The 19,189-nt window shown below is 65.3% G+C and carries 15 protein-coding genes; 11 read left to right on the forward strand and 4 right to left on the reverse strand.

Features of this window, described 5'->3' with window-relative positions:
* Window positions 1-153: 153 nt before the first annotated feature.
* Complete coding sequence (locus tag WBQ44_RS22890) at window positions 154-357, reverse strand: cold-shock protein (RefSeq protein WP_068369974.1); 204 nt, start codon at window positions 355-357, stop codon at window positions 154-156.
* 146 nt (window positions 358-503) lie between these two features.
* Between WBQ44_RS22890 and WBQ44_RS22895 the strand changes: the two genes are divergently transcribed.
* Window positions 504-1,256: a GNAT family N-acetyltransferase gene (locus WBQ44_RS22895; protein ID WP_495568948.1), complete on the forward strand. Its 753-nt coding sequence runs from the start codon at window positions 504-506 to the stop codon at window positions 1,254-1,256.
* 5 nt (window positions 1,257-1,261) lie between these two features.
* Window positions 1,262-2,269, forward strand: a complete 1,008-nt coding sequence (locus WBQ44_RS22900; protein ID WP_495568949.1) for a glutathione S-transferase family protein — start codon at window positions 1,262-1,264, stop codon at window positions 2,267-2,269.
* Here the strand turns inward: WBQ44_RS22900 and WBQ44_RS22905 are convergent.
* Window positions 2,251-2,646 (reverse strand): VOC family protein, encoded by a 396-nt coding sequence (locus tag WBQ44_RS22905; protein ID WP_495568950.1) that lies wholly within the window; start codon window positions 2,644-2,646, stop codon window positions 2,251-2,253. The genes WBQ44_RS22900 and WBQ44_RS22905 overlap by 19 nt on opposite strands.
* Complete coding sequence (locus WBQ44_RS22910) at window positions 2,643-3,482, reverse strand: helix-turn-helix domain-containing protein (protein ID WP_495568951.1); 840 nt, start codon at window positions 3,480-3,482, stop codon at window positions 2,643-2,645. Before WBQ44_RS22910 ends, WBQ44_RS22905 begins: the two co-directional genes overlap by 4 nt.
* 70 nt (window positions 3,483-3,552) lie before the next feature.
* On the opposite strand from WBQ44_RS22910, the gene WBQ44_RS22915 reads away from it, so the two are divergent.
* The 6 genes from WBQ44_RS22915 to WBQ44_RS22940 all read left to right on the forward strand — a co-directional run bounded on the left by WBQ44_RS22915 (window position 3,553) and on the right by WBQ44_RS22940 (window position 14,996).
* On the forward strand, window positions 3,553-4,323 hold the full coding sequence (locus WBQ44_RS22915; protein WP_495568952.1) for a YbdD/YjiX family protein: 771 nt from the start codon (window positions 3,553-3,555) through the stop codon (window positions 4,321-4,323).
* Window positions 4,313-5,155, forward strand: a complete 843-nt coding sequence (locus tag WBQ44_RS22920) for an LLM class F420-dependent oxidoreductase (RefSeq protein WP_495568953.1) — start codon at window positions 4,313-4,315, stop codon at window positions 5,153-5,155. The genes WBQ44_RS22915 and WBQ44_RS22920 overlap by 11 nt, the downstream gene beginning before the upstream one ends.
* Before the next feature lie 94 nt (window positions 5,156-5,249).
* The gene (locus WBQ44_RS22925) at window positions 5,250-6,332 is read left to right on the forward strand and encodes an ABC transporter ATP-binding protein (protein ID WP_495568954.1); all 1,083 of its coding nucleotides are present in this window, start codon (window positions 5,250-5,252) and stop codon (window positions 6,330-6,332) included.
* On the forward strand, window positions 6,329-7,090 hold the full coding sequence (locus tag WBQ44_RS22930) for an ABC transporter permease (RefSeq protein WP_495568955.1): 762 nt from the start codon (window positions 6,329-6,331) through the stop codon (window positions 7,088-7,090). The genes WBQ44_RS22925 and WBQ44_RS22930 overlap by 4 nt, the downstream gene beginning before the upstream one ends.
* Before the next feature lie 109 nt (window positions 7,091-7,199).
* Complete coding sequence (locus WBQ44_RS22935) at window positions 7,200-11,072, forward strand: ABC transporter ATP-binding protein (RefSeq protein ID WP_495568956.1); 3,873 nt, start codon at window positions 7,200-7,202, stop codon at window positions 11,070-11,072.
* A 123-nt stretch (window positions 11,073-11,195) separates the two neighbouring features.
* Complete coding sequence (locus tag WBQ44_RS22940; RefSeq protein ID WP_495568957.1) at window positions 11,196-14,996, forward strand: multifunctional oxoglutarate decarboxylase/oxoglutarate dehydrogenase thiamine pyrophosphate-binding subunit/dihydrolipoyllysine-residue succinyltransferase subunit; 3,801 nt, start codon at window positions 11,196-11,198, stop codon at window positions 14,994-14,996.
* A 113-nt stretch (window positions 14,997-15,109) separates the two neighbouring features.
* Here WBQ44_RS22940 and WBQ44_RS22945 read toward each other — a convergent pair whose 3' ends face one another.
* Window positions 15,110-15,754, reverse strand: a complete 645-nt coding sequence (locus WBQ44_RS22945; protein WP_495568958.1) for a TetR/AcrR family transcriptional regulator — start codon at window positions 15,752-15,754, stop codon at window positions 15,110-15,112.
* A gap of 69 nt (window positions 15,755-15,823) precedes the next feature.
* Here WBQ44_RS22945 and WBQ44_RS22950 point away from each other — a divergent pair, with 69 nt between their 5' ends.
* The 3 genes from WBQ44_RS22950 to WBQ44_RS22960 are packed head-to-tail and all read left to right on the forward strand — an operon-like array spanning window position 15,824 to window position 19,178.
* Window positions 15,824-17,389 (forward strand): flavin-containing monooxygenase, encoded by a 1,566-nt coding sequence (locus WBQ44_RS22950; RefSeq protein ID WP_495568959.1) that lies wholly within the window; start codon window positions 15,824-15,826, stop codon window positions 17,387-17,389.
* Window positions 17,389-18,237, forward strand: a complete 849-nt coding sequence (locus WBQ44_RS22955; protein ID WP_495568960.1) for an SDR family NAD(P)-dependent oxidoreductase — start codon at window positions 17,389-17,391, stop codon at window positions 18,235-18,237. Before WBQ44_RS22950 ends, WBQ44_RS22955 begins: the two co-directional genes overlap by 1 nt.
* A gap of 2 nt (window positions 18,238-18,239) precedes the next feature.
* Window positions 18,240-19,178, forward strand: a complete 939-nt coding sequence (locus tag WBQ44_RS22960) for an alpha/beta hydrolase (protein WP_495568961.1) — start codon at window positions 18,240-18,242, stop codon at window positions 19,176-19,178.
* Window positions 19,179-19,189: the final 11 nt, after the last annotated feature.

Here is a 19,189-nt window from a genome sequence, read left to right on the forward strand (position 1 = left end):
ATGGCGTCAACAGTGCCATACGTGCTGCCCGGGGCAGCACAGCACGAAGGCCGGATACTCGAAGATTTCTCTTCGTGTATCCGGCCTTCGAAGTACCTGAACTGAAGACAGCGTCAAGCCGTCAGCAATTTCGGGTGGCGATCCTTTAGGGGATCAGATAGCGCGGACGCCGGTAGCCTGGGGGCCCTTCTGACCCTGGCCGACCTCGAACTCCACGCGCTGACCCTCGTCGAGAGACTTGAAGCCAGTTCCCTGGATCTCCGAGTAGTGAACGAACACGTCAGGTCCGCCACCGTCCTGCTCGATGAAGCCGAAGCCCTTTTCGCCGTTGAACCACTTAACACTGCCCTGCGTCATACCGTAAACCTTCTGTAGCGAGCTGGACCTTCACGTCGAAGCTCCAATCTCGTAGTCGATCATGCCATCCATCCGGCTGTTGCGATACGTCAGGGCGAAAAAAACCGAAAAAATTCTTTGCGGGCGGCCGCGATAGGCTTTCGACGGTGGATTCACATCATCACGACATCATCCGCCTCGCGTGGTCCAGGCAGCTGGGACTCCCCGATTCGGCATTCCGCCCGGGCAGCAGACACACCCACCCGAACCCCGATGCGACCTCCGTCACATTCGTGCGTCTCGGCGACTCCAGTGTGCTCGTCGGCGCCGCCGAGATGCTCGAGATCGCGGGGAGGCACACGGACTCGGAACTCGCTGGGCGCGGATTCCTCGAAGGCCTCGTGCGCCAACCGCGGTCCGGCGGGGCCGCCGCTACTCACAGCAGCGTCCCGACCGTGCTGTCGTTCGCAAGCGACGTCGGCACGACCATCGACCGGCACGACCCGTTGATATCGCACGAGCTGTCCCACGTCCTCGCCCTGGAGGCGATGTGTGCGCGCGACGAGGTCGATGCCGCCGACCTCACGCGCAAGCGTTCGTGGTTCACCCTGCTCGGGGACGACCGCCCGGCCGACTCGGCGACCCCGCTGTCCGCAGCCGCATACCTCGAGTGGGGCGGCGTGCTGGCCGATGTCGGAGTTCTCACCGCGCCCGAAGCCAGACGCCAGGGCAACGCGCAGGTGGTCGGTCGACTCGCCACCAACGACGCGTTCGACGAGGGCATGGTGCCGCAGTGGCGGGCCCGCGCCGACAACGGCACGGCGCGTCGTCTCGCTGCTCGACTGGGCTTTCAGGAGTGGGGCGTCGTCGTCACCGTCGATCACTCCCTCCCGGCTCCGGGCGAGAATTACGTAGGTTGAAAACCATGAGCTACGTCGAGAACGGTAAGGACTTCAAGCGAGACACCAATTACATCGAAACCCGCATCACCGCCGACGGCCGTGACGGGTACCCGGTCGAACCCGGCCGCTACCGACTGGTCGCCGCCCGGGCATGCCCGTGGGCGCAGCGCTCGATCATCGTGCGGCGACTTCTGGGACTCGAAGACGTCATCTCCCTCGGCATCCCGGGTCCCACCCACGACCCGCGCAGCTGGAACTTCGACGAAGAGCCGGGCGGCGTCGACCCGGTACTGAAAATTCCGCGGCTTCAGGACGCCTACTTCGCCCGGTACCCCGACTACCCGCGCGGCATCACCGTGCCCGCGATCGTCGAGGTCGACACCGGCCAGGTGGTCACCAACAACTTCCCGCAGATCACCCTCGACTTCTCGACCGAGTGGACGCAGTATCACCGCGAGGGCGCACCCGACCTTTACCCTGAAGCCCTGCGCGGCGAGATCGACGAGGTCTCTCAGCGCGTGTTCACCGAGGTCAACAACGGCGTCTACCGCTGCGGGTTCGCCGGTTCGCAAAAGGCGTACGACGACGCCTACGACCGGTTGTTCACCGCACTGGACTGGCTGACCGAGCGACTGGGCGAGCAGCGATACCTCGTCGGCGACACCATCACCGAAGCGGACATTCGCCTGTTCACCACGCTCGTACGCTTCGACCCCGTCTACCACGGGCACTTCAAGTGCAACCGCAGCAAACTGAGCGAAATGCCGGTGCTGTGGAACTACGCACGGGACCTGTTCCAGACACCGGGCTTCGGTGACACCGTCGACTTCGACCACATCAAGCGGCATTACTACGAGGTGCACACCGACATCAACCCGACGTCGATCGTGCCGAAGGGCCCGGACCTGCGCGGCTGGACTGCACCGCACGGACGCGAGTCACTCGGTGGTCGCCCGTTCGGCGACGGCACTGCCCCGCCGCCACCCAAGGACGACGAAGTGGTGCCGGCGAGTCACTGGGTTCCGGCGTAGGTACCGAACGACCACAGCACGCCCTCGGGGTCGCGGCAGGTGAACCCGCGACTGCCGTAGTCCTCGTCACGCAGTGGATAGACGACGTTGCCGCCGGCCGCCACGACGCGATCGTGAATCTCGTCGGGGTGGTCGGTGACGACGTACACCGACCCTGTGCCCGCGGGCACAGGGTCGGAAATCGCGCTGTCCTCGCGCACACTGCCCAACATCACGCCCCCGCCCTCGGGCCAGCGAAGTTCCGCGTGTTCGACGATTTCGCCCTCACCGTGGACCGCGCTCTCGGTGAACCCCAGAACGTCCACGGCGAATCGGATCGCCGCACGGGCGTCGGTGTAGCGGAAGCAAGGCCAGATGTAATTCTTCGTTTCGGTCATACCTGCAGAGTGTCATCGGAGGCGACCTCGTCGTCTTGGACGAATGCGAACTTCTCGTTCTTACGCCACTGCGTCGGCGATGCGCCCGCCATCTCCCGCCACTCCCGCGCCATGTGTGCCTGGTCGTAGTAGCCGCAGGCAGCCGCGACGTCCGCGAGCCGAGGTGCCACCGGACGGCGAAGCATCCGGTGCGAACGATGAAAACGCGCGATCCTGGCGGCCGCCTTCGGCGACACCCCGAATTCACCGGTGAAACGGGTGATCAGATACCGACGACTCCAGCCGATATCACGCGCCACCTCGTCGACCCGGGGCATGTCGGCACTGCGCACCAACCGCCGCCAGGCCTCGGTGAGCGTCGGATCCACCGACCGTTCGCGCGACGACCGCGACAGGATTTCGTCGACGATATCGAACCGGCGTTGCCACCCGACGTCCTCGGACACCCGATCCACGAGCTCCGCCGCGTCGGGAAGAACATCGGACAGCTCGACCATCCAGTCACCGAGGGCTGCAGTGGGCACACCGAACACCGCGCGCGCCCCCTCGGGCGTCAACGACAGCTGGATGCCGTGCTGCGAGCCGTCGTGCGCGATCGTCACCGGTTCGGCAGAGATGCCGCTGGCCAGAGCCCCGAACGCACACGCGCCCTGATGCACCGAATCCGCGAACTCCACCTGCGAATCGATCGCCACGACGACCGTCAGATCCGGGCCCGGCATCCCGACATGCGTACCGGCCTCGAAGCCGGACAACCGATAGCCGGCGTACGACGTTACGTACGAGCGCAGGGACGCGGCAGGCAACCGCCGTGCGCCCTCGACCTGCTCACCCATGCACGCAGGATAGAACCGAACGGGAACGGGTAACAGCCAACTCGGCAACAACGTGGAGGATCGGAGCGCGATGGCGAAGAAGCACAGCGACCAGGTGGACGTGGTCAAGGACGGCGGACGCCTCGAAAAGGCACTGGTACGCATCCTCGACAACGCCAGCCGCCTGCAGGGCCCGGCCGTCGAGAAGTACGTCGCGCACATGCGTCGAGCACACCCCGACGACACTCCGGCTCAGCTGATCGAACGTCTCGAGAACCGGTTCCTGCTCGCCGTCACCGGAAGTGGCAGCGCAGTCGGCGGCGCCGCGGCGATACCCGCAATTGGAACGATGGCGTCACTGGCCACCGTCGGAGCCGAAACCGCGTTCTTCATCGAGTCGTCGGCACTGTTGACGCTCTCCGTCGCGTCCGTGCACGGCATTCCGGTGCACGATCATCAGCAACGACGAGCCCTGGTCCTCGCCGTCGCGCTGGGCGAATCTGGCATGCAGATCGTGCAGAAGACCGTGGGCACCTCGGCGAAGAACTGGGGCACCCTCATCACTTCACGGGTACCCGGCGGCGCGATGACCACGATGAACAAGTCGCTCGTCAAAAAATTCGTCCAGAAGTACCTGGCCAAGCGAAGCGCCTTGCTGGTCGGGAAACTGCTCCCCGCCGGCATCGGTGCGGTCATCGGTGGAACCGGCAACCGGATCATCGGCAAGGGCGTCATCAAGAACGCCCGCGAAGCGTTCGGCCCGGCGCCGAGGGCCTGGCCGCAGACCATGGTCATCGACCCGGATCCGGTGGACGGAATTCTGGAGCGGCGAGCCGACGTTGGACACGGCTATGACCACTGACACACCCGATCTCGGAACCCTGGGTATCTGGCGACATTTCTCCGGCATACCGCCCGAACTCGCCCGGCTGATCGAATCCTCCGGCTACGGCACGATCTGGCTGGGCGGCTCACCACCGGCCGATCTGACATCGGCAGAAGAGGCACTCGACGCCACGGAGTCCGTCGTGGTCGCAACGGGCATCGTCAACATCTGGTCGGCAGCGGCGCCCGAGGTGGCCGAGTCGTACCACCGCATCGAGAAGAAGCACCCCGGGCGATTTCTCCTCGGTATCGGCGCCGGACACCCCGAAGCCACACAGGAATACCAGAAGCCGTACGACGCGCTGGTGCAGTACCTCGACGCACTCGACGAGGGCGGAGTACCCGTCGAACGACGAGTACTGGCTGCGCTCGGTCCCAAGGTGTTGAAGCTGTCCGCCGACCGCACGGCCGGCGCGCACCCGTACCTGACGACACCCGAACACACCCGCGAAGCACGGGAAATCCTCGGGCCGGACAAGGTGCTGGCACCCGAACACAAGGCAGTGCTCGAGAGCGACGCCGCCGCGGCACGCGAGATCGGGCGCCCGCCCGTCAACAACCCGTACCTGCAGTTGCGTAACTACACCAACAACCTGAAACGTCTCGGCTACAGCGAGGAGGAGATCGGCGGCGGGGGCAGTGACCGGCTGATCGACGCACTCGTCGCGCACGGCGACGCCGACGCCATCGCACACCGGCTTCGCGAGCACCTCGACGCGGGCGCATCGCACGTCACGCTGCACGCACTTCCCGACCAGTCGAATCCGAGCGAGATCTACCGCGCGGTCGCAGCCGCGTTCCTCGGCTGATCCAGCGCAACCCGTAACCTCGTACCGGGCCGGTCGGCACCGGCCCGGTACACCTGCTCACACGTTCGGGCACGAGGTTCGGGGGAATCGCCAGATGACGCACTTTCACGGGGACTTCACACAGGGCGGCGGACTTCAAGCCAACGCCCTCGAAGCCCGAGGATTGACCAAGGTGTTCGGGACGGTCCGGGCCGTGTCCGACCTCAGTTTCGCAGTACCCCGCGGATCGATCACCGGGTTTCTCGGGCCGAACGGCTCGGGCAAGACGACGACACTGCGCATGCTGCTGGGGCTGTCCACGCCCACCGCAGGCATCGGGCTCGTCGCGGGTGCACCGTTCGCGGCCCTGCCACAGCCCGCGCGCACCATCGGAGCCGTCCTCGACTCCCGCAGTCTGCACCCCAAACGCAGCGCCATCGGTCACCTGCGCATATACACCGCGGCCACCGGCCTTCCGGACTCCCGAGCAGACGACGTGTTGCGCATCGTCGGCCTGACCGACGCGGCCTCCAGGAACGTCGGCGGCTTCTCGCTGGGAATGAGACAACGTCTCGCACTGGCCACCGCACTGCTCGGCGACCCCGAAATCCTCGTGCTCGACGAGCCCGCGAACGGTCTCGATCCCGAAGGCATCGCCTGGCTCCGCGACTTCCTGAAGGCCTACGCGGCAGGCGGCCGCACCGTGCTGATCTCGAGCCACCTCCTGCGTGAGGTCGAGGCAACGGTGGACAACCTCGTGATCGTCAGCGCGGGCACCCTGGTCTACCAGGGCAGCATCGACAGGCTCCGAGCATCCAGGCCCAACCGCACGCTCGTCGCCGTGTCCGATCCCGCAGCCCTCGCCTTGGCGCTCGCATCCATCGGCATCACCAACACCCAGCTCTTGCCCGACGGCCGCCTCGGCGTCGCAGGCGCAGACGCAGACACCATCACCCGCGTCGCACGCGAGAACGGTCTGACGGTGTTCGGAACCAGCCACGAGCACGTCGACCTCGAGCAGGTGTTCCTGTCCATGACGGCCGGCCAGTACACCGCCGCGCCCATCGGAGCAGCCGGCTACAGACCACCGCCGGGGTACGGACCACCGCCGGGTTACGGACAGCAGCCGGGTTTTGGACAGCAGCCGGGTTTTGGACAGCAGCCGACGCAGTCCCCCTGGGACGGAAACCGACGATGACCACACTGTTCACCGCGGAAATCCGCAAGATCACCACCCTCAACTTCTGGTGGGCGCTGGCGTTGCCGCCGGTACTCGTCGGCATCGGCGCCAGTGCGATCTCCGCGGCCGTCATGGACACCACCGAGGAATACGGCGGCGACGCCGACGAAGCCGTCCTGGTCGGATTGCTCGTCGCCCTCGTGTTCGCGATGCTGTTCGCCGCGGTGTTCTCGGCCGTCAACGCCGGAACCGAATTTCGTCACGACACCATCACAACGTCATTCCTCACCTCGCCCGGCCGCGATCAGGTCGTCGCGGCGAAGGTGATCGTCACCGCTGCGTTCGCGCTCGCCTACGGGTTGATCGTCGCGATCTTCAGCGTCGTCTGCCTTCTCCTGTTCACCGGCGGGCGATTCACACTGACCGTCGACGTATGTGCGTATATCGCCGCAGGGCTGTTTGCCGTAGTGCTGTGGTCGTTGATCGGATCCGGCCTCGGCCTGCTGTTCGGCTCCCCCACCTGGCCGTCGATCATCATCGTCGCCTGGTTCCCGGTGGGCGAATTGATCGCCGTCGGCATTGCGTCCGGGATCGGGATCGACGGCCTGCAGAACGTCACGCCGTCGGCGCTGAGCATGGCGGTCGTCGCCGCGGGCCATGTCGACGACGGCAATCTGCTCCCACCATGGCCGTGGGCGCCGATCGGGCTGACGCTGTGGGCGGTCGCCGCCGTCGTGGCCGGGTGGTACCGAACGCGACGACGCGACATCGGCTGACCCTGGCGCCGGTGGGGTCGGCGGCGTCGGTGGGGTCGGCGGGGTCGGCGGGGTCGGCGGGGTCGGTGCTGTCGGTGCTGTCGGTGGCTCGGACTACCGTTCGTACTCGATGGTGAGAGACGGTATCGAGAACGACCGAGTCGGCTGGATTCGCAGGCTCCTCGCGCAGTGCTGGGTTCACCGAGCGACCGCCGCAGGCGCCCTGTCGGTCACGATGATCGCCGCCGTTATCGACATCACGTTCCCCCTGCTGACGCGAGCAGCGATAGACGACGCAGGAACGGGCGGCGGCGACACGATCCTCGGCCTCGCGTTGGCCATCGGTGTACTCGGCTTGGTTCGGTTCGCGTGTCAATTCGGCCGGCGCATGCTGGCGGGACGCCTGTCCATCGACGTGCAGCACGATCTACGGCTCGGGCTTCTCGGTTCGCTGCAAAAGCTGGACGGGCGACGCCAGGACGAGATTCGCACCGGCCAGGTAGTGTCTCGATCGATCACGGACCTGCAGTTGGTTCAGGGCCTTCTCGCCATGGTCCCGCTCTCCGCCGGCGCCCTCCTACAGTTCGTGCTCGCGCTCTGCGTCATGGCGTACCTGTCACCCCTGCTCACCGTCGTCGCACTGCTCATCGTTCCCGCTGTCTCCCTGGTAGTCCACCGCATCCGCCCCACGCTGTACGCGGCCACCTGGTCTGCGCAGCAGCGGGCCGCGGATCTGGCGCAGCACGTAGAAGAAACCGTCACCGGGGTGCGGGTGGTCAAGGGCTTCGGCCAGGAAGCACGAGCGGTAGACCGGCTCGAGGCGCTGGGCAGAAAATTGTTCGCCGAACGCATGCGTTCGGCCGCGATCAACGCACGGTTCGCACCGTCCTTGGCTGCAATACCTCAGCTCGGACTGGTCGGCGTCATCGCGCTCGGGGGCTACCTGGCGATGAACGGTCAGATCACCGTCGGCACCTTCCTTGCTTTCGCCACGTACGTGGCCACCCTGTCCGCCGTGACTCGCACCATCTCGTCCGTGGTCATCATGGCTCAGCTCTCCCGTGCCGCAGTCGAGCGCGTGTACGACGTCATCGACACCGAGCCGTCGGTGCCCGAACCCGAGCATCCGGCCCACCTCCCCGACGGTCCACTCGGCCTGGATCTGCACAACGTCACGTTCGGATTCGAGGACGACCGTGCAATCCTGGACTCCTTCGACTTGACCGTTGCGCCCGGCGAGAGCGTCGCAATCGTCGGTCGAGCCGGAGCGGGCAAAACCGCGTTGTCGCTTCTGCTCCCACGCTTCTTCAGCCCCCGGTCCGGATCGGTCGCACTCACCTCGAACAACCGACGTTTCGACGTCGACCAGGTGAGCGCCGAGCAGCTTCGCAGCGCGGTCGGCCTCGTGTTCGACGAACCATTCCTGTTCTCGGACACGATCGCCGCCAACATCGCACTCGGCAGACCCGACGCCACCGCCGAAGAGATTGCACACGCAGCCGCACTCGCAGAGGCGGCGGAGTTCGTCGAAGCACTCCCCGACGGGTACGACTCGATCGTCGGCGAGCGTGGGCTCACCCTGTCCGGCGGTCAGCGTCAACGCATCGCACTCGCCCGCGCGTTGCTCACGGACCCACGCGTCCTGGTTCTCGACGACGCCACGTCCGCGGTCGACGCGACGACGGAAGCCAAGATCTTCGACGCTCTTCGGCGCCAACGCGATCGCACCACCGTCATCCTGGCCCACCGACGATCGACGTTGACCCTGGCCGATCGAGTGGCAGTGCTCGACGGCGGACGCATCATCGATTCCGGCACCGTCGACGAGCTGGACGAGCGCTGCGCACTGTTCCGCGAACTGCTCGCCGGAAGCGAAGTCCCCACCGCAACCTCGACCACGCACAGCGCGACCACACCCTGCGCGACCATACCCAGCGCGACCACACCGTCCGTCACCGGCAGCGTCGCGCCCACCGCGGATCGGCTGTGGCCCGACACCGTACTGAACGCAGATGCCGTGCCCAACGCAGACGACGGCCGTGCCGTCGAACGCGCCGGGTCGGTCACCCGTGGCCCGGTGTCGGGAGCGCTCGGCAACGTCGCGTCCACACCACGGATGCAAGCGGCCGTGGATGCACTGCCGCCGGCGACGGAGAGCCCAACACCGGGCCGTTCGACGACGGGCGACCCGGGAGCGTCCGGCCCGGACCTGCGCGCCGCGGACCCGGATTTTCGGCTGTCGCGGTTGCTGTCACCGGTCCGGATGCTGCTGATCACAGTCGTGGGGCTGCTGGCACTGGACTCGCTCGCGTCCATAGCCTTCCCCTCCATCGTGCGCTTCGCCGTCGACGACGGTGTCGGGCGAGGCGATTCGAGCGCCCTGTGGACGGCCACCGTCGTCGGAGTCGTGCTGGCGGCCGCCGGGTGGTTCGTTCTCGCCGCGACCACGACGATCACCGCCCGCGCGGGCGAACGCGTGCTGTTCGGTCTTCGGGTGCGCAGCTACGCACACATTCAACGACTCGGCCTCGACTACTACGAGCGCGAGCTGTCCGGCCGGATCATGACCCGCATGACCACCGACGTCGACGCGTTGTCGTCGTTCATCCAGACCGGTGCGTCCACGGCCGTGGTCAGCCTGCTGACCGTCCTCGGCATCTCGACGGCCCTGCTCGTCACCGACTTCTCGCTGGGGCTCGTTGCGCTGGCCGTGGTTCCGCCGTTGATCGTCGCCACCGTCGTGTTCCGCCGAATCTCGTCATCTGCATACTCCGTCTCGCGCGAACGCATCTCGGCCGTCAATGCCGACTTCCAGGAAAACATCGCCGGTCTGCGCGCAGCCCAGGCCTACCGCCGCGAGGACTTCGCGGCCCGCCGATTCGCCGAGCGCGCCGACCGGTACCGCGTCAGCCGAATGCGATCGCAGCGCGCGATCTCCCTTTACTTCCCCTTCATCACGCTGCTGTCCGACATCGCACTCGCGCTCGTGGTGTTCGTCGGCGCCCATCAGGTCGCCACCGGATCGACCTCGACGGGCACCCTCGTCGCCTTCGTCCTCTATCTCGGGTTGTTGTTCGGACCCATCCAGCAGCTCTCCCAGGTCTTCGACGGCTACCAGCAGGCCAGGGTCGGAGTTCAGCGCATCGGCGACCTGTTGCGCACCCCGAGCTCCATCGAAGCCGCGTCCGACGCCGACGCAGTCCCCGTCGTTCCCGGACGGTTTCACAGCGACATCCGGTTCGAGAACGTCGCCTTCCGGTACGCGGGAGCGGACGCCAACGCACTCTCCGAGATCAATCTCACAATCGCCCACGGCACCACCGTCGCACTCGTCGGGCAGACGGGCGCGGGCAAGTCGACCATCGTCAAATTGCTCGCCCGCTTCTACGATCCGACGGCCGGATCGGTGCGTGTTTCGGGCACCGATCTGCGCGATTACCGGCTCTCCGACTATCGGCATCGCCTCGGCGTCGTCCCCCAGGAAGCGCACCTGTTCACGGGCGACGTCGCGAGCAACATCGCCTTCGGCAAGCCCGACGCGACCCGCGGCGAGATCGAGGACGCGGCGCGGGCGGTCGGCGCACTCGACACCATCGCCGCGCTGAGAGGCGGTATGCGCCGGCCCGTCGGCGAGCGGGGGCAAGGCCTCTCCGCGGGTCAACGCCAGTTGATCGCGCTGGCCAGAGCCGAACTCGTCGACCCCGATCTGCTACTCCTCGACGAAGCGACGGCCACCCTCGACCCGGCCACCGAACGCAAAGTTCTGGCCGCCAGCGACGCAGTGCTGCGCAAGCGAACCGCCGTGGTGGTTGCCCACCGACTCGCAACGGCTGCCCGCGCCGATCTCGTGGTCGTCGTCGACGGCGGGCGCATCGTGGAGACCGGAACGCACGATGAACTCCGCGCCAGAGGGGGCTACTACAGCCGACTGTGGGATGCGACCGAAACGCGCGGAGCGGAAGATTCGATAGAGGAGAAGTACGGTCGGCAACGAAGCCGATAGCTACTCGTGAGTACATACCACAGCCGCGTCCCGGGCGTGTTCGCTCCCTCGATGAGGTCTAACCTGAACGGGTACGCGCGTGACATATGGGAACGAAGAGAAGAATCGAGGCGAACTACTGCCGTGAGCAGCAGCTCCACTACCCAATTCGGACAAAACCAGTGGCTGGTCGACGAGATGTACCAGCGGTTCAAGCAGGACCCTTCATCGGTCGACGCCAGCTGGCATGAATTTCTCACCGACTACGACCCGGACGCTCCGGTAGGTGATGGGACGGCGTCTGCTCCGAACGGCAGTAAGGCACCGGCCGCAGCCAAAACCGAAGCTCCGAAGAAGCAGGCTTCCAAGGCACCCGCCCCGAAGGCAGAGGCTCCCAAGTCCCAGGCTCCGGAGGCAGAGGCTCCCAGCGCTGCGAAGGACGAGACGCCGAAGCCCGCCGCTCAGAAGCCCGCTCCCACTTCTCGCCCGGCTACGTCGAAGGCCGCGGGTGCCAACCCGTCCGCAGCCCCGAAGCCCGCAGCCGCTGCCGCTGCCTCGAACGTCGAAGAGTCCAGCAAGGTTCTCCGCGGCGCCGCTGCTGCCGTCGCGAAGAACATGTCGGCTTCGCTGCAGATTCCGACGGCCACCAGTGTTCGCGCGATTCCGGCCAAGCTCATGGTCGACAACCGCCTGGTGATCAACAACCACCTCGCTCGTACACGCGGCGGCAAGATCTCGTTCACCCACCTTCTCGGCTATGCAATCGTGCAGGCCGTCAAGGCGTTCCCGAACATGAACCGCCACTTCGCCGAGATCGACGGCAAGCCGAACGCAGTCACTCCCGCTGCCACCAACCTCGGTCTCGCCATCGACCTCAAGGGCAAGGACGGCTCGCGCAACCTCGTCGTCGCCGCGATCAAGAACACGCAGGACTACTCGTTCACGCAGTTCTACAACGCGTACGAGGACATCGTTCGTCGTGCTCGTGACGGCAAGCTCACCGGTGAGGATTTCCAGGGCGTCACGATGTCCCTGACCAACCCCGGCGGCATCGGCACCGTGCACTCCGTGCCGCGCCTCATGCAGGGCCAGGGCGCCATCATCGGTGCAGGCGCGATGGAGTACCCCGCCGAGTTCCAGGGCTCGAGCGACGAGCGCCTCGCCGATCTGGGCGTCGGCAAGCTCATGACGCTGACCTCGACGTACGACCACCGCATCATTCAGGGTGCCGAGTCGGGCGACTTCCTGCGCACGATTCACAACCTGCTGATCAGCGACGAGTTCTACGACGAGATCTTCCACTCGCTCAAGATCCCCTACGAGCCCATTCGGTGGCGTAAGGATCTGCCCGAGGGCACCGTCGACAAGAACACCCGTGTTCTCGAACTGATCGCGGCGTACCGCAACCGCGGCCACCTCATGGCCGACACGGACCCGTTGCAGTTCACCAAGGACAAGTTCCGGATGCACCCGGATCTCGACGTCATCAGCCACGACCTGACGCTGTGGGACCTCGACCGCGAGTTCAAGGTCGGCGGCTTCCACGGCAAGGACAAGATGCGTCTGCGCGACGTACTCAGCGTCCTGCGCGACTCGTACTGCCGCCACGTCGGCGTCGAGTACACCCATATCCTCGAGACCGATCAGGTCGCGTGGCTGCAGGAACGCGTCGAGGCGACTCACGTCAAGCCGACCGTGGCGCAGCAGAAGTACATCCTCAGCAAGCTCAACGCTGCGGAGGCATTCGAGACCTTCCTGCAGACCAAGTACGTCGGCCAGAAGCGGTTTTCGCTCGAAGGCGCGGAATCCGTCATTCCGATGATGGATGCCGTCATCGACCAGAGCGCCGAGCACGGGCTCGACGAGGTCGTTATCGGCATGCCGCACCGTGGCCGCCTCAATGTGTTGGCCAACATCGTCGGCAAGCCGTACTCGAAGATCTTCACCGAGTTCGAGGGCAACATGAACCCGGCGGCCGCGCATGGCTCCGGCGACGTGAAATACCACCTCGGCGCCGAGGGCACGTACATCCAGATGTTCGGCGAGAACGACATCGCCGTGTCGCTGACCGCCAACCCGTCGCACCTCGAAGCCGTCGACCCGGTCCTCGAAGGACTGGTCCGCGCCAAGCAGGATCTGCTCGACAAGGGCGCGGGCGAAGGCGGATTCTCCGTACTTCCGCTCATGCTCCACGGTGACGCGGCTTTCGCGGGCCAGGGCGTCGTCGCGGAAACGCTCAACCTCGCGCAGCTGCGCGGCTACCGCACCGGCGGCACCGTGCACATCGTGGTCAACAACCAGGTCGGTTTCACCACCGCACCCGAGCACTCGCGTTCGTCCGAGTACTGCACCGACGTCGCCAAGATGATCGGCGCGCCGATCTTCCACGTCAACGGCGACGACCCGGAGGCATGCGTCCGCGTTGCCCAGCTCGCGGTCGACTTCCGCGAGATGTACAACAAGGACGTCGTCATCGACATGATCTGCTACCGCAGGCGTGGACACAACGAGGGCGACGACCCCTCGATGACGCAGCCGGCGATGTACGACGTCATCGACACCAAGCGCAGCGTTCGCAAGAGCTACACCGAATCCCTCATCGGCCGCGGCGACATCTCCCTCAAAGAGGCAGAGGACGCACTCCGCGACTATCAGGGACAGCTCGAGCGTGTGTTCAACGAGGTCCGCGAGCTCGAGAAGTACAACCCCGAGCCCAGCGAATCGGTCGAGCTCGACCAGCAGTTGCCCACCAAGCTCACCACCGCGGTCGACAAGTCGATCCTGCACCGCATCGGCGACGCCTTCCTCGAGGTTCCCGAGGGCTTCAGCGTGCACCCGCGTGTCAAGCCGGTACTCGAGAAGCGTCGCGAAATGGCGTACGAGGGCAAGGTCGACTGGGCATTCGGCGAGTTGCTCGCACTCGGATCGCTCGTGGATGAAGGACGCAACGTGCGTTTCTCCGGCCAGGATACCCGTCGCGGCACGTTCACCCAGAGGCACTCGGTCATCATCGACCGCAAGACCGGCGCCGAGTACACCCCACTGCACAACATCGGCAGCGAGAACCCCGGCAAGTTCATGGTCTACGACTCCGCACTCAGCGAGTTCGCGGCCGTCGGCTTCGAATACGGCTACTCGGTGGGCAACCCCGACGCGCTCGTCATGTGGGAAGCGCAGTTCGGTGACTTCATCAACGGCGCGCAGTCCATCATCGACGAGTTCATCTCCTCGGGCGAAGCCAAATGGGGTCAGCTCTCCGACGTCGTGCTGCTGCTGCCGCACGGCCACGAAGGCCAGGGACCGGACCACACGTCCGGACGCATCGAACGCTTCCTCACGCTCTGCGCCGAGGGCTCGATGACCGTCGCACTCCCGTCGACGCCGGCGAACTACTTCCACCTGCTGCGTCGTCACGCACGGGACGGAATCCGTCGCCCGCTCATCGTCTTCACCCCGAAGTCGATGCTGCGAAACAAGGCTGCGGTGTCCAACATCGAGGACTTCACCGACGGCAAGTTCCACTCGGTCTTCGACGAGCCGACCTACGACACCGGCACCGGTGATCGCAGTAAGGTCAAGCGTGTCCTGATGGTCAGCGGCAAGCTCTACTACGAGCTGCTCGCCCGCAAGCAGAAGGACAACCGCGAAGACGTCGCCATCGTGCGCATCGAGCAGCTCTACCCGGTTCCGACGCGTCGGATCACCGAGGCGATCAAGAGCTACCCGAACGCCACGGAGTTCCGCTGGGTCCAGGAGGAGCCGGCAAACCAGGGTGCGTGGCCGTTCTTCGGTCTCGCGTTCCCGGAACTGATGCCGGACGTCCTCACCGGAATCAAGCGCGTCTCGCGTCGTGCAATGTCGGCCCCGTCCTCGGGGTCGAGCAAGGTGCACGCCGTCGAGCAACTCGAAATCATCGACGAAGCATTCTCGGGCGTCGGCGAGTAACAGCGCCTGTTCACCGAATGACGCGTTCGGTCACCTACGGGTGATCGAATGCGTCATTCGTCGTTTCGGGGGTTGTGTGTGGTCGCGGGCGGCTGGGCGGGTGAGCCTGCCTGCTATTCGGCCGATGCGCCGAGCAGCGAGGCGATCATGCTCGGGGCCAAGGCGACTGCGGGGAGGGCGCCGACGTTGAGTTCGATGAGCTGGTCGCGGGTGATTCGAGGGTCGCGGAGCCAGGAGATGGTGGCTTCCTCGACAAAGGCGATCCACCCGCGCACTGCCAGTTCGGTGGTGCCGTTGGCGTCGACCTGAAGCTTGTGCAGGTTGGCGAGCGTGCGCTCGGCCATGGTGGCACGAGTCTGTTCGAAGACCTCACGCATATCGGGGTCGCCGGTGGCCGAACCGCGGAGCAGCGAGATGAAGGTATCTCGATTCTCGGTGACGTAATCGACGTAATTCGCAATGGAATCGCGCAGGATTTCGTAGGGTTCGAGGGTCATGTCGGGTGCGGTTCGGTCGAGCATCGTCTTGCTTGCTTCACGCACGATGGCCAGGTGGAAATCCTGCTTGGACGAGAAGTAGTGAAAAAGGAGTCCGCGGGACACGCCTGCTTGATCCGCGATGTCTTCCACCGAAACCTGTTCGAGAGACCTCTCTGCCAGCATTTCCGTGCCGAGTTCGATGAGCTGGGCACGTCGCTCGCCGGGGCTCATTCGCGTCCTTTTGGGAGCAGAACTGGCTGGGTTGTTCACACTGGACATGAGAACACCCTATTGAATAAGAGTCAACAGCTATTGACTCACGGTCAGTAAGCTCCTACTCTCTCGTACATGAGTCTTTCCGTAACAGATACTCCGGAGCGCGTGACGGCGCCGCGCCAGGTCGACACCGTGATCATCGGCAGCGGGTTCGCCGGGTTGGGTGCAGCGATCAAGCTGACCCAGCAGGGCAAGAAGAACTTCCTCGTCCTCGAGCGCGGCGGCGACGTCGGCGGCACCTGGCGCGACAACACGTACCCGGGCGCGGCCTGCGACGTGCCGTCGCACCTGTACTCGTACTCGTTCGCGCTCAACCCCGACTGGACTCGGTCGTTCTCCACGCAGCCCGAGATCCACAAGTACATCACCTCCGTTGCACGGAAGTACGACGTCATGGGCAAGCACGTGTTCAACTCGGACGTCACCTCGGTGACCTGGAACGAAGACACGCACCGCTGGGACATCGTGGCCAGTACGGGCGACTACACGGCCAAGGTCGTCGTCACTGCGGTCGGCGCTCTGTGCGAGCCCAACCTTCCCCCGATCAAGGGCATCGAGGGATTCCAGGGCGACATCTTCCACTCGGCGCAGTGGAACCACGACGTCTCGCTCGCGGGCAAGCGCGTCGCCGTCATCGGCACCGGAGCTTCGGCCATCCAGATCGTTCCGGCCATCGCGGACAAGGTCGAGCACCTCGACGTCTACCAGCGCACGGCACCGTGGATCCTCCCCCGCTTCGATCGCGCGTACACCGGCATCGAGAAGTTCGCTTTCAAGCACGTCCCGTTCTTCCAGCGCCTCTCCCGCACCGGCATCTATGCCGCTCGCGAGACCCAGGTCGTCGGGCTCGCCAAGAACCCGAAGCTGATGCGCGTCTTCGAGCTCATCGCCCGCCAGCAGATCAACAAGGGCATCAAGGACAAGGCACTTCGTAAGAAGGTCACGCCCAACTTCCGCATCGGCTGCAAGCGCATGCTGATCTCCAACGCGTACTACCCGGCCCTCGACCGCCCGAACGTCGACCTGGTCACCGACGGCATCGCCGAGGTCAAGGCCAACTCCATCGTCTCAGCGGACGGCACCGAGCGACCCATCGACGCACTCGTGGTCGCCACCGGCTTCCACGTCACCGATTCCCCGGCTTACCAGGGCATTTACGGCCGAGGCGGCAAGACGCTGGCGCAGACCTTCGACGAAGAGGGCCAGCAGGGCTACAAGGGCGCGGCCGTCGCGAACTTCCCCAACATGTTCTTCCTCGTCGGACCGAACACCGGTTTGGGCCACACGTCCATGGTGTTCATGATCGAGTCGCAGCTCAACTACGTCATCGACGCACTCGACACCATCGAGAAGCACGACATCGGTGTCATCGAGGTGCGCAAGGACGTCCAGGACGAGTACAACAACGACCTGCAGAACCGGATGGCCAACAGTGTGTGGATGAACGGTGGCTGCGCGAGCTGGTACCTCGACAAGCACGGCAACAACACCACCTTGTGGCCGGACTTCACGTTCCGCTTCCGCAGCATGACGAAAAAGTTCGACCTGGCGGCATACCGTAGCGTCGCCGCATCGGATCTATCCACCATCGGCGGTTCCGCAGCAACCGCCTCGAACAGCAAGGTCGTGGCCCCGTGATGTCCAAGGCAGAGACCAACACTGCGTTCGCAGGCAAAGTTGCCGTCGTCACGGGAGCAGGGTCCGGCATCGGCCGCGCACTCGCACTCAATCTCGCCGAGCGCGGTGCCAAGTTGGCTCTCTCCGACGTCGACCTCACCGGGCTCGCCGAGACGGTCGCACAGGTAGAAGCTCTGGGCGCCGAGGTGGATTCACAATTCCTCGACGTCGCACAGCGCGAAACGGTTCTGGACTATGCAGAAGCCGTCAAGCAGCGTTTCGGCAAGATCAATCAGATCTACAACAACGCAGGCATCGCCTACCACGGCGACGTCGAAGCCTCTTCGTTCAAGGACATCGAGCGCATCGTCGACGTCGACTTCTGGGGAGTCGTCAACGGTACCAAGGCATTTCTGCCGCACCTGCAGGAATCGGGCGACGGCCACATCGTCAACATCTCGAGCCTCTTCGGTCTGCTCGCCATGCCGTCGCAGGCTGCATACAACGCTGCAAAGTTTGCGGTCCGTGGCTTCAGCGAAGCTCTGCGCATGGAGCTGCTGATCAACAAGGCACCAGTCAAGATGACCGTCGTCCATCCCGGCGGCATCAAGACGGCCATCGCACGCAACGCGGCGGTTGCCGAGAACTACGACCAGAAGTCCGTCGCCGCGTTCTTCGACGCCAAACTCGCGAAGACCACCCCGGACCAGGCCGCCAAGGTCATCCTGAAGGGTGTCGAAAAGGGCAAGGGCCGCGTCCTCATCGGCTCGGACGCCATTGCCCTCGATCTGTTCCAACGGCTGACGGGTTCGAAGTACCAGCGCGTCATCGCCACGGTCGCGGGCCGCGTCATGCCACGGAAGAAGTAGCCGTGAAAACCGTCTACCTTCCGCTCCCGCTCGTGGCGGCTGCGCTCAAACCGTTCTACCGACTCGCGTTGGACGCGCGCCTGCCGGTCACCGTGCAACGCCGGATCCTCGATCTGGCATCGCCGTTGCAGGTGATGCCCGACGGTGCGGTGAGCCAGAAGATGACGCTGGCCGGACGACCCGCGGAGCGCATCACCGTCGGCGCAACCGAGCGCGATACCGCCGTGCTGTACCTGCACGGCGGCGCCTACACGATCGGTTCGATCTCGACGCACCGTTCGCTCGCCGCCCATCTCGCGCGCGAATCGGGCTGTGCGGTATACGTTCTCGACTACCGCCTCGCGCCGGAGAACCCGTACCCTGCGGGCCTGAACGATGCGGTGGCCGCGTTTCGCGAACTCGTCAAGACGCACGGCTTCTCTGCCAACCGCATCGCGATCGCCGGTGACTCCGCAGGCGGTGGCCTGTCGGTGGCGACGGCCCGGCACCTGGTCGACGACGGAGTTCGACCCGCCGCGCTTGCGCTGATCTCACCCTGGGTGGATCCCGGTGCGCGCGATGCGCAGATCGAGCGAGACATCGTCGTCAACACCAAGTGGTCGTACAGCGCCGCCGAGGCGTACCTCGGCGGCGGTGACCCCCTCGACCAGGGTTTCGCACCGCTGCTGGGCGACCTGACCGGACTACCGCCGATCGTCATGCACGTCGGAACGGAAGAGGTGCTCTACCCCCAGATCGTCGCGTTCCACGACAAGCTGTTGTCGTCGGGCGCGGAGGTGGACTACGTGGAGTACGAGAAGCTGTGGCACGTTGCCCATCTGCAGGCGTCGATTCTGCGTGAGGCCGCAGACGCAGTCCACCACATGGGCGCCTTCATCGCCGCTCGCGTACGCACCTCAGAGGTCGTGCTCCCCGAGCCAACGAGCAGCGACATCGCCTGATTGCTTCCCAC

The sequence above is a fragment of the Rhodococcus sp. (in: high G+C Gram-positive bacteria) genome (assembly GCF_049591685.1).
Classification (GTDB): domain Bacteria; phylum Actinomycetota; class Actinomycetes; order Mycobacteriales; family Mycobacteriaceae; genus Rhodococcoides.